This window comes from Gilliamella sp. LMG 34360 (genome assembly GCF_984568995.1).
The window spans coordinates 697327-709524 of record NZ_OZ474900.1 but is presented as its reverse complement, the minus strand read 5'-3'; the positions used below and the strand labels follow the sequence as shown (position 1 = coordinate 709524).

The 12198-nt window shown below is 35.1% G+C and carries 7 protein-coding genes; 2 read left to right on the top strand and 5 right to left on the bottom strand.

The genetic code is table 11. The features are described 5' to 3' along the window. Window positions 1–168: 168 nt before the first annotated feature. The 4 genes from murJ to AC5LW9_RS03215 all read right to left on the bottom strand — a co-directional run bounded on the left by murJ (window position 169) and on the right by AC5LW9_RS03215 (window position 6763). Complete coding sequence (gene murJ, locus AC5LW9_RS03230) at window positions 169–1707, bottom strand: murein biosynthesis integral membrane protein MurJ (RefSeq protein WP_086326531.1); 1539 nt, start codon at window positions 1705–1707, stop codon at window positions 169–171. 129 nt (window positions 1708–1836) lie between these two features. Next, entirely contained in the window at window positions 1837–3192 is a 1356-nt protein-coding gene (locus AC5LW9_RS03225; RefSeq protein WP_198228891.1) for a citrate/2-methylcitrate synthase, read from the bottom strand. A gap of 19 nt (window positions 3193–3211) precedes the next feature. Continuing rightward, a complete protein-coding gene (icd, locus tag AC5LW9_RS03220; RefSeq protein ID WP_493456320.1) occupies window positions 3212–4474 on the bottom strand; it encodes an NADP-dependent isocitrate dehydrogenase in 1263 nt (420 codons plus the stop codon). A gap of 18 nt (window positions 4475–4492) precedes the next feature. Beyond that, complete coding sequence (locus AC5LW9_RS03215) at window positions 4493–6763, bottom strand: aconitate hydratase (RefSeq protein WP_493456319.1); 2271 nt, start codon at window positions 6761–6763, stop codon at window positions 4493–4495. A 377-nt stretch (window positions 6764–7140) separates the two neighbouring features. On the opposite strand from AC5LW9_RS03215, the gene AC5LW9_RS03210 reads away from it, so the two are divergent. Together AC5LW9_RS03210 and pepT are read left to right on the top strand one after the other, a co-directional pair. Further along, the gene (locus AC5LW9_RS03210) at window positions 7141–8700 is read left to right on the top strand and encodes an AbgT family transporter (RefSeq protein WP_110455157.1); all 1560 of its coding nucleotides are present in this window, start codon (window positions 7141–7143) and stop codon (window positions 8698–8700) included. 24 nt (window positions 8701–8724) lie between these two features. Beyond that, entirely contained in the window at window positions 8725–9954 is a 1230-nt protein-coding gene (pepT, locus tag AC5LW9_RS03205) for a peptidase T (RefSeq protein ID WP_493456318.1), read from the top strand. A 125-nt stretch (window positions 9955–10079) separates the two neighbouring features. On the opposite strand, the gene AC5LW9_RS03200 is transcribed toward pepT, so the two are convergent. Further along, a complete protein-coding gene (locus tag AC5LW9_RS03200) occupies window positions 10080–12197 on the bottom strand; it encodes a TonB-dependent receptor (protein ID WP_493456317.1) in 2118 nt (705 codons plus the stop codon). Between the last annotated feature and the right edge of the window lies 1 nt (window position 12198).

The window sequence follows — 12198 nt, the reverse complement described above, 5'->3', positions numbered from 1 at the left end:
ATTAGATATTTATAAGAAAATAAAAATTAATTCTAAAATCATAAATGTCTAATTATTCATTAATGTTGAAATATCAGACCTAATCTCTAATTTGATTACATTTTTTACTGAAACGTTATGTTAACCTGAAACTTTTTGACAAAATTTTGTTAACTGTAATAATTGTTATCAATCAATACGTTTAATAAAATGTTTTATCTTAAAGCCCATTGCGATTAATGATGCAAAATAAATAATAATACCAGCTATGACTAACACCAGTAGTCTTCCAATACGCATTAACATCGATCCAGTTGACCAATCAGGTAATAGTTGCGCGCCAAACCATAAAACAACAGACATTAAAATAACAGCAATAATTACTTTAGCTAAAAAGCTATACCATCCTGGCTGTGGTTGATATAGTTGTTTTCTGCGTAATTGCCAGAATAATAACGCTGCATTGAAACAAGCCGCAAGACCAATTGAGAGTGAAAGTCCTGCATGCTGTAATGGCCCAATAAAAACAAGGTTCATCAGTTGCGTTAAAATTAAGGTAACAATTGCAATTTTGACGGGAGTTTTAATATCTTGTCGTGAATAAAAAGCAGGGGCTAATACTTTAATCAAAATCATGCCAAGTAAACCAACAGAATAAGCAACCAATGCTCGCTGAGTCATCAAGGCGTCATTTAAGGTAAATTGCCCATATTCAAATAAGGTTGATATAAGTGGACGAGATATAACACCTAAAGCGACAGTACTTGGTAATGCTAAAAGAAAACAGAGCCGCAATCCCCAATCTAGCAACTCTGAATATTGTTTATAATCACCTTTAGAAAAGCTTTTGGATAGTGAAGGTAATAGAATAGTGCCCAGTGCAACCCCTAGTACGCCAGCAGGAAATTCCATAAGTCGGTCGGCATAATACATCCACGATACAGAACCAGAAATAAGAAATGAAGCAAAAATTGTATTAATAATTAAAGAAATTTGTCCAACTGATACCCCTAAAATAGCAGGTGCCATCTGTTTTAATACTCGCCAAACGCCACTATCTTTAAAGTTAATTCTTGGTAAAACCAACATTCCAATTTTTTTTAAATAAGGAAGCTGATAAAGTAATTGTAAAATGCCTCCTACCCCAACTGATGCCGCGAGTGCTAATACTGGTGGATTAAAGTAAGGTGTCAAAAATAGCGTAAACGTAATCATGCTAATATTTAACAAGGTTGGAACAAAAGCTGGGACAGAAAAACGATTCCAAGTATTTAATATCGCTCCAACCAATGATGCAAGTGAAATAAAAAAGATATAAGGAAAGGTAATACGCAACATCGTTGTGGCAAGATCAAATTTATCACTCGATTCTTGCATAAATCCAGGCGCGGTTATCATAATAATAAAAGGAGCACACACTACGCCAATTAAGGTAACAATGGCTAATACTAAAGTTAATAAACCAGCAACATAAGCAACAAAAGTCCGCGTTGCTTCTATTCCTTGTTGATTCTTATATTCAGCTAAAATTGGTACAAAGGCTTGTGAAAATGCGCCCTCAGCAAAAATACGCCGCAATAAATTAGGGAGTTTAAAGGCAACAAAAAAGGCATCGGTAGCCATACCGGCACCAAAAAAGCGAGCAATGATAGCATCACGCACAAAACCTAATACACGAGATACCATGGTCATGGAACTTACTGTAGCTAAAGATTTTAAAAGATTCATTTATATAATACAGAATCAAAAACCGACAATGTGGGATAGTCTACAAACTATTGCTTTAAATCACCATGCTTTTTTTAATAAAATAAGCTTTTGTGCAAACCGTCAGAGTCAAACTGACGGATGATTATTTTAACGATCTTTTAATGGAATAAACGGCATAAGCTCACCAATATTTTTATAGGCTGGTCGAATTATGCGTCGATCATCAAAATTAAGTTCTTCAATTCGATGTGCACACCATCCAACGATTCGAGACATAGCAAATAGTGGTGTATAAACTTCTCTAGGTAAACCAATCATGTCATAAACAAAGCCTGAATAAAAATCAACATTGGCACATACTAGTTTTTTTGTTCTGGCATTTTTTCGATTAACAACAGCATTAATTGCCCTTTCTTCAAGCAGATTTAAGAAGTTATATTCTTTTTCTCGTCCTTTTTCTTTTGCTAGTTCATGTGCCATCTCTTTAAGTAATACGGCTCGAGGATCCGATACAGTATAAACTGCATGGCCGATACCATAAATCAACCCTTTTTTATCGAATACTTCTTTATTCAATATTCGCTGTAGATAGTTGTCAATTTCGTTTACATCCGCCCAGTTTTTTATTTGTTCTGCGAGATGTTTTAACATTTTACCAACTTGCAAATTAGCGCCGCCATGTAACGGTCCTTTTAATGAGCCAATACCTGCTGCAATTGATGAATAGGTATCAGTACCTGTTGAACTCGTGACACGAACGGTAAATGTTGAATTATTACCACCGCCATGTTCAGCATGAATAATCATAGCTAAATCAAGCACACGCACATCTAGTTCAGTATATCCATCCGAGCCTTTCATCATATATAAAAAGTTTTCTGCTATTGAAAAATGTTCATGAGGATGGCGAATGTGCAATGATTTACCTTTAGCACTATGGCTCAACATATTGTAAGCATAAGCAATAATTGCAGGGAATTTAGCAATAAGGTCGATAGATTGACGCATAAGATTATCACGCGAGGTATCATCCGCTTGTGAATCATAAGTGTACATTTCTAGAACCGTTCTGGCCAAAATATTCATTATATCGTGGCCTTCGAGCTCCATAATAGCTATCTTTGTCTGTTTTTCCAATGCCATTGATTCACCAAGTAATCTAGAAAAGTCACAGAGTTCTTCTGCATCCGGTAACCGTCCTGATAAAAGTAGATAGATGGTTTCTTCAAAACCTGTGCGTTGTTCTTCTTGAGCATTGTGAACCAGATCTTCAATATCTATGCCTCGATATAATAATTTCCCTGGTATTGGTTCTAATGTGCCATCATCCAAATGTTGATAACCCAATACATCACCAATTTTAGTTAAGCCGACTAGGACGCCAGTGTGATCGGCATTGCGTAATCCACGTTTTACATTAAATTTTTCAAATAATTGTGATTGAATCTTACTGGTATTTTTGACAGTTTCAGATAGCTTATAAACTAAAAATTTTTCTTTCATTTGTAATTACTCCTTAATTTTATAAGTTATCTATTACTGCTTGAGTAAATTGAGTGGTTGATAAGGATTGTCCATTTTGCATAAAACGAGCTAAATCGTTTGTAGCTTTTCCTTGTTGAAATAAAGTTTCCATGGCTTTAGTGATCAGTTGACCAACTTCATGCCAGCCAAGATAATCAAACATCATAACACCAGAAAGTAATAGCGATGAGGGATTTGCTTGGTTCTGACCCGCTATATTAGGGGCTGTGCCATGTGTTGCTTCAAAAATGGCATGTCCAGTTAAATAATTAATGTTTGCACCGGGCGCTATACCAATACCACCAACCATGGCCGCCAGTTGATCTGATACATAATCACCGTTTAGATTTAATGTAGCGACGACTGAATAGTCTTGCGGATTTAATAAGGTATTTTGTAAAAATGCGTCACAAATCACGTCTTTTACAATCAATTTAGATGCTGATATAGCATCATTTAAAGCTTTATTTGCTGTGGCCTTTCCATCTGCTTTTTGTATCTTCGCATATTGATTCATTGTAAAAACCGCATCAGAAAATTCTTTTTCAGCCAGTTCATATCCCCATTGTTTAAATCCTCCTTCAGTAAACTTCATAATATTCCCTTTATGAACTAAGGTAACTGAAGGCAGATTATGTTGTAATGCGTAGTTTATTGCAGATCTTATTAATCGTTCAGAGCCATCTATTGAAACAGGTTTAACACCAAAAGATGAAGTTTTAGGGAAACGCACTTTTTTTACCCCCATTTGCTCAGATAAAAACTGATAAAATTTTTCAGCTTCTGGTGTTCCTTGCATCCATTCGATGCCAGCATAAATATCTTCAGTATTTTCTCGAAAAATAGTCATGTTAACTTTTTCTGGATATTTTACAGGTGATTCAACACCTTTAAACCAGCGAACGGGTCGTAAGCATACATAAAGATCTAACTCTTGGCGAAGTGCAACATTAAGAGAACGAATGCCCCCACCAACGGGGGTTGTTAATGGCCCTTTTATGCCAATCAAATATTTTTTAAAAGCATTCATAGTCTCATCGGGCAGCCAATTACCATTCAAATTAAATGATTTTTCACCTGCAAGTACTTCGCGCCATTCAACTTTACGCTTACCTTGATAGGCTTTTTCTATCGCTTTATCAAAGATCTTATTCGCTGACGCCCAAATTTCTTTACCAATACCATCACCTTCAATAAAAGGAATTATCGGGTTATCAGGGACAATGAGCTGTCCATTTTCAATCAAAACTTGCTGATTCATTTTATATTCCTCTTATTTTCAGTTTTCATTAAATTGTTCTTTCATTTTATTTAAGGCACTACCCGCTTTAAACCAATCTATTTGAGATTGATTATAAGTATGAGCAACAGCAAAAGAGTCAGTTGTACCATCATGATGGTGAAGCGTTAATGTTAGATGTTTTTCAGGCACGAAATCAGTTAAACCGGTAATGCTAATCTGATCATCTTCACGAATTTTGTCATAATCAGACTTATCAACAAATGTCAGTGCTAACATTCCTTGTTTTTTAAGATTGGTTTCATGAATTCGAGCAAATGATTTAACAACTATCGCTTTAACATTTAAGAAACGTGGTTCCATCGCAGCATGTTCTCGTGATGAACCTTCACCATAATTTTCTTCAGCAATTACTATTGAACCAATGCCTTGTGCTTTCAATTTGCGAGCTAATGCTGGAACTTCGATGTAATCTCCTGTTTGGGTATCTAACACTGAGTTACTTTTTTGATTAAAAGCATTAATAGCGCCGATCAACATATTATTTGAAATATTATCTAAATGGCCGCGAAATTTTAGCCATTTACCAGCCATTGAAATATGATCTGTGGTACATTTTCCTGTCGCTTTAATTAACAACGGTTGCGATATAATGTCTTTTCCATCCCAAGGTGAAAAAGGTGCAAGTTGCTGTAACCGTTCAGAATTTGTAGCAATATGGACTTCCACTAAACTGCCATCAGCAATTGGAGCAACATAACCTGCATCATCTACCTCAAATCCACGTTTCGGTAATTCATCACCACTTGGCTCTTGAAGTTTGACTTTTTGTCCTTTACCGTTAATTAGGTTATCGGTTAATGGGTTAAAGCTTAATTTTCCAGCAATAGATAATGCCACTACAATTTCAGGAGAGCACACAAAAGCATAAGTGTTTGGGCTGCCGTCATTACGTTTAGCAAAGTTACGATTGAACGAGGTTACTATCGAATTTTTATGTTCATCGGCGACTTCATCACGGCGCCATTGTCCTATACAAGGTCCACAAGCATTTGCCATGATGGCAGCGCCAGCTTGTTCAAAATGATTTAATATACCATCTCGCTTGGAAGTATATTTTACTTGCTCGGATCCTGGATTAATAATTAATTTGGCTTTTACGGTGAGCCCTAATTGGTTAGCATTATTAATCACCGATGCAGCACGTATCATATCTTCATAGGAAGAGTTAGTACATGAACCAATCAATCCAACTTCCATATTATCTGGGTAATTATGTTCTTTAACTGCTGTTGCAAGTTGTGAGATTGGATAAGCCAAATCTGGCGTAAAAGGTCCATTTACATAAGGCTCAAGTTCGGAAAGATTAATTTCAATTACTTGATCATAGTATTTTTCTGGTTGATCTAAAACAGCAGAATCTGGATTAAAACAGTCAACTAATTTATTCGCTAAATCAACTACCTCTTGGCGACCAGTTATCGCCAAGTAATCGGCAGATTTTTTACTATATGCAAATATGGATGTTGTAGCACCAACCTCTGCCCCCATATTACATATTGTTGCTTTTCCTGTTGCTGATAAAGATTGAGCGCCCTCACCAAAATACTCAATAATTGAATTTGTTGCACCTTTAACCGTTAAAATACCAGCAAGTTTTAAAATAACATCTTTAGGTGAGACCCAACCAGATAATTTACCAATCAATTTTACCCCAATAATTTTAGGCATTTTTAATTCCCATGGCATACCAGCCATGACATCAACAGCATCAGCTCCACCGACGCCAATAGCTATCATTGAAAGGCCTCCTGCATTTGGAGTATGTGAATCCGTACCTATCATCATCCCACCTGGAAAAGCATAATTTTCAAGAACAACTTGGTGAATGATGCCGGCATCAGGCTTCCAAAACCCAATACCATACTTGTTTGATACATCTCGTAGAAATTGATAGACCTCTTGATTATTACTTTCAGCAATAATTAAGTCATCATGAGCATTTTTATACGCTTGAATTAAGTGATCGCAATGAACTGTTGATGGTACAGCAACTCTATTTCTCCCAGAATTCATCAATTGTAAGAGCGCCATTTGGGCCGTTGCATCTTGCATAGCCACTCGGTCTGGCGCAAAATTAACATAATCTTCACCACGTTTATAATTTTTAAGCTCTTCTCCTGGTGCTAGATGTGCATAAAGAATTTTTTCTGTTAAGGTTAATGGTTTTCCGATTCTTTGCCGAATGAGGTCAATTTTTTGTGGATAGTGCTGATAGATATATTTAATTAAATCAATATCGAAAACCATGATAACCCCCACTGCGTGTATTATAATATTTCCTAAAGTATTACGTTTAACTTGATTGAATATTTATGCTATTTTTATGACTAAATATTCAATTAATATATCACTAAAAAATTTTTATGCAATTACATTGTTGTTAATAATAATTGAGCATAATTTGCATGAAAGATGAGCACTGATATAGGCTATACTAACGAAATATGAATTAAGATGCATATCAAAGATATTTTAAAAATAACAGGTTATATAAATTATAGTAATGATGAGAGCGTTCAAATTAACTTAATGAAACAGAATAAAACTTAACTAACACTTGGTTTACCTACCGCATTGATATGTGCTAAATTGTCGGTCCGAACAACATATATACTTATTTTTTTATGAATCAAACTACAAATTCGTCACCGATCAGAACCGGCGGCTTTTTAAATACTATAGAACGAATTGGAAACAAAATCCCCGATGTCACTACACTTTTTTTCTTCGCTTTAATTATCTGTTTTGTTGCTTCATTATTACTTTCCTTTGTAAGCTTCGATTTTATAAATCCAGTAACTAAAGAAAAACTGGTGGTCGTTAATATGCTAGCGCCTGATCATTTAGTAACATTTTTTACTAAAATGGTACCCAATTTTGTTAGTTTTCCACCATTGGGCATTACTATTGTTGCCACATTAGGTATAGGAATTGCCGAAAGTAGTGGCTATATTCATGTATTACTTAAAAAATTATTGGCTGTAACTCCCCAAAAATTAGTTACTCCGTCAGTTATCTTTGTCAGTATGGTTTGTCATATTGCGGCTGACTCTGCTTATGTTATTTTAATGCCAGTTTCGGCAATGATGTTTTATGCAACAGGTCGTCATCCACTGGCTGGGATAGCTGCCTCATTTGCAGGATTAGCAGGTGGTTTTAGTTCAAGTTATACGCCATCAATCATCGATCCGATCATGCAAGGTTTTACTCAAAGTGCGGCACAAATTATCGATCCATCTTATCAAGTTAACGTTTTATGTAACTATTTTTTAAGTTTTGGAGGTACATTCTTTGTGTTAATTGCTTGTTGGTTTATAACAGATAAAATTGTTGAACCTCGCTTAAAAGCAACGATGCCACTAAATAACGATCTTGAACTTAATAATTTGGCTAATTCACCAGCTATTACACCTTTAGAAAATCGCGCTTTTAAAATCGCTTCTTGTGTATTTTTGATTATTGCTATTGGATTAGTATTGTTACTGTTACCTGAAAATTCTTTACTGCGTGCACCTGATGGTAGTTTAACCAGCAATCAAGCACCAATTATGCAAATCATTGTACCTTTATTATTTGTTTTTTTTGCTATTCCTGGTTTAATCCATGGCGTAATCACTGGCGCATTTAAATCATCACGTGATATTGTCAAATCAATGGAAAAGATTACTCAATCTCTTATTCCTTTTATTGTTTTTGCATTCTTTTGTGCACAGTTTTTATATGTCTTTTCACACTCCCAAATAGGGACATTGATTGCTATTGGTGGTGCTGAATTTTTAAAAGCCTTACATTTACCATCGGTTGTCACTATATTTGGTGTGATCATTTTAACTAGCATGTTAAATGTATTAATTACTTCTGCTTCGTCAAAATGGGCTATTTTAGCGCCGATCTTTGTTCCTATGCTCATGTCTGTTGGTATTTCACCAGAACTAACACAAGCGGCCTATCGTATTAGCTCAGCAGTCAATGTTAGTACTCCAATGTTTGCTTTCTATCCTTTAATCATTGCCTATTGTCAGCAGTATTGTAAAAATACTGGAGTGGGTACTTTAAGCTCTATGATGATCCCATATACTGCGGGCTTACTTATTGCTTTAACAATTAATTTACTGCTATTTTGGTTCCTAGGACTGCCTATCGGCTTTGATAGTGGTTATGTTTATCCACCCGTGAATCATTAGTCATCAATAAGGAGTCAAAATAATATGAATATTACCGAACAATTAGTTGAACGTTTTTTACGTTACGTTAGTATACCAAGTCAAAGTGCGATGGGTTGTGCACATGTTCCCTCTACATCAGGACAAACACAATTAGCCAATTTACTCAAACAAGAGTTAATTGATCTTAATCTACAAGAAGTTCATCTTGATGAGCACAGTATTGTCACTGCTAAGTTATCTGGAAATAATCCAAATTCACCTAAAATTGGTTACGTCGCTCATCTTGATACAGTTGATGTCGCCTTATCGGATAAAATTAACCCACAACGAGTCACTTTTACGGGTGAAGATATTTTATTAAATAAAGATAAAAATATCTGGTTTAAAGTTGCTGAGCATCCTGAATTGAATAAATACATCAATGAAGAATTAATTGTTACTGATGGTACAAGTGTGCTGGGTGCCGATAATAAAGCTGCAATAGCTGTTGTTATGACAATGTTAGATCAATTACAAAAGCAAAATTGTACCTATGGTGATATTTATGTTGCTTTCGTACCTGATGAAGAGGTCGGTTTAAACGGCGCGAAAAAACTTGACTTGAATCGTTTTAAACCCGATTTTGCTTACACAATTGACTGTTGCGAATTAGGTGAAGTCGTTTATGAAACGTTTAATGCAGGTTCAGCAATTATTGAAATTGAAGGTGTAACTGCACACCCAATGTCAGCAAAAAATGTTTTAATCAACCCTATTGGTATTGCTAACGATATTATTAACTGTTTTGATAGTTTCGAAACGCCTGAACATACTGAAGGTAAAGAAGGTTATTTCTGGTTTAACGATATTATTGGTAACCAAAGTACGACAACGTTAAAAATGAGTATCCGAGATTTTGATTTAGCTAAATATGAAGCACGTAAAACTTATATTCAAGAAGTGATAAGTTTTATAAGCCGTAAATATCCAAGAGCTAAAATCGAATGTCAAATAACCGATACTTATAGTAATATTGCTAATTATTTAGGTGAAGATAAGCGTTCAATTGATTTAATTTATCAATCATTTGAGCAATTAAATATTAAGGCAAATACAATTGCTATGCGTGGCGGAACAGATGGTTCAGCACTATCGGCAAGAGGCCTGACTACACCAAACTACTTTACTGGTGCACATAACTTTCATTCATGTTTCGAATTTTTACCGTTATCATCATTTGTAAAATCATTTGAAGTAACAATGAAAATTATTGAATTAGCAGCTAAAGTTTAAACATCATAAAAAAGAGGGAATGCTATTCCCTCTTTACTGTAGCAACTTATTATTTATGCTTACTTTTTACGAATACATAAGTAGTTAACCGATTATCTTTAAATCCTAAAAACATTAATTAAGTATCATAATTTATAACTTGCAGTTAATAAAAAGGCTCGAGGTGTACCAGGCATACTACTTGAACGCCAATACTCTTTACCGAATAAATTAGTTATCGCTAAAGTCACATCAACGGATTGAGTTTGATAACCAATTGCCGCATTCCATGATGCATAACCAGGACGTTTAATCTGATTGTTATCATCGTTATACATTGAGCCCTTATAGTTAACTTCCAGTTCAGTAAACCAATTTTCATAAGGCAAATAACGTACGCTTAAATAACCACTATGTTTGGCTGTATTGGATAAATATTTGCCTTTGTTAGCAGGTGTTTTTTTATCTTTATGAACTTTTGCTTGCTGATAGCCAATACCGCTATTGATGTACCAATTATTGCTCAATTTTCCTATTACGCTTAATTCTATACCTTGGCTTCTATCACTGCCTCTAACTTGCCAATTATAAGGATCGTTAACTGCATCGGGTTGATAACGAATATTATAAAGCTCAAGGTCGTAAAGCGCGATTTGAGAGGAAAGCTTGTCATTAAGCCAATCGCTTTTGACACCAACTTCATATTGACGAGAATATTGAGGTTTGTCATCGTAAACAGTCTTAGAGTCTGTCGCAAGTGTGATTAAACCACGTCCCCCATATGGCGCAAAATTTTTACTATACGAAGCATAAAAACTTTGGGATTCTATCGGCTGCCAAATTAATCCGAACCGAGGACTTAGAGAGTGTCCATCATATGACCGATTTTGATGATTCAATTTATTATCCGATGCAAACTCATAATTATCATAACGTAATCCTGCAAGTAATTTCCACTGCTCTGTAAAACTGATTAGGTCTTGCCAATATACCCCTTTGGATGTAGCTTTATGATTAGTCTTAGTACTTAATTTGTTATATCGAGTTTTTTTTGAGTTCCAATGAGGATGATATGGATCAACTGCTTCCGGATATTGGCTAGTTAAAGCTAATCTAGGTTCTCGTTTTTCAATATTATATTCAAACCCTATTAACATATCATGAGAAATACTCGCCGTATTAAACTTACCCACTAAATCAAGGGTATTACTATAAGTTTTATTCGATGTTTCTTGCCAAGCTCGACGGAATTTTAATTTACCTTTGTAGTCGCAAGGTGCGCGATTACTAAGTTTACCACTTAAATCACAATAATTACCTGCATAAAGATGATCGAAATTCTGATCAGCTTTACGATATAGATTAGTTAGCTTGATAGACCAGTCATGATTAAATTCATATCCCATAACTGAACGTAATGAATTAAAATTATCTTTTACATAGTCATCAGGGTGAGCATAAGCTGTTTTAATTGAGACACCTTTAGGTAGGTTATAATAGGCTGGCGCCCTATCTGGCTTACGCCATAATTTATCATGAGTATATTGTACTAACCAATTAAATCCAGCCAAATTATCATACAATATACTTGGTGAAACCATTGTATCGCGTTGTTTTATTCCTTTACGAAAACTCTTTTCTGATTGATGATCAATTGTCATGCGTATAGCAATATTATCATGTAAAACATGATTTATATCTACCATTCCGCCGTATTTATCCCAAGATCCCCCTCTCAAACTTAACGTAGTGGGTGAATCAAAGTTTGCTTGTTTACTAATCATATTTATCATTCCGCCACCTGAGCCTCTGCCATAAAGTACTGAGGCGGGTCCTTTTAACACTTCAATTCGCTCAATGTTAGCGGTACTTTGTCTAACTTGTCCACTCGCGCGAACACCATCACGATAAATATCACCAGAGCTGGCGGAAAAACCTCGGATTTTGATACCTTCATCTCGCATATCATAAGTTGCATCTACCCCAGGTAATTTATTTACAATGACACTAAGATCATTTTGCCCATAAATTTTCTCTTGTTGAAGATCAACCGAATTAATAGTTTGAGGAATATCCTTTATATAAAAGGATGATTTAGTTGCTGTTGATGATTTTTTTATTCGCTGATCATTATTATCCTTAATTGTTGCAACAACTTTCATAGTTTCAATATCATTATCATCATTAACTTTTTCTTGAGCATAAGCGATAAAAGCGGTAGAGCTTAATAAGCAAGGTAAGAATACTTGATTAACTAATTTCATT

Excerpts from the sequence above, each read along its gene's own strand:
- murJ (WP_086326531.1), bottom strand. The coding sequence starts at position 1,707 with ATGAATCTTTTAAAATCTTTAGCTACAGTAAGTTCCATGACCATGGTA.
- AC5LW9_RS03225 (WP_198228891.1), bottom strand. The coding sequence starts at position 3,192 with ATGAAAGAAAAATTTTTAGTTTATAAGCTATCTGAAACTGTCAAAAAT.
- icd (WP_493456320.1), bottom strand. The coding sequence starts at position 4,474 with ATGAATCAGCAAGTTTTGATTGAAAATGGACAGCTCATTGTCCCTGAT.
- AC5LW9_RS03215 (WP_493456319.1), bottom strand. The coding sequence starts at position 6,763 with ATGGTTTTCGATATTGATTTAATTAAATATATCTATCAGCACTATCCA.
- AC5LW9_RS03210 (WP_110455157.1), top strand. The coding sequence starts at position 7,141 with ATGAATCAAACTACAAATTCGTCACCGATCAGAACCGGCGGCTTTTTA.
- pepT (WP_493456318.1), top strand. The coding sequence starts at position 8,725 with ATGAATATTACCGAACAATTAGTTGAACGTTTTTTACGTTACGTTAGT.
- AC5LW9_RS03200 (WP_493456317.1), bottom strand. The coding sequence starts at position 12,197 with ATGAAATTAGTTAATCAAGTATTCTTACCTTGCTTATTAAGCTCTACC.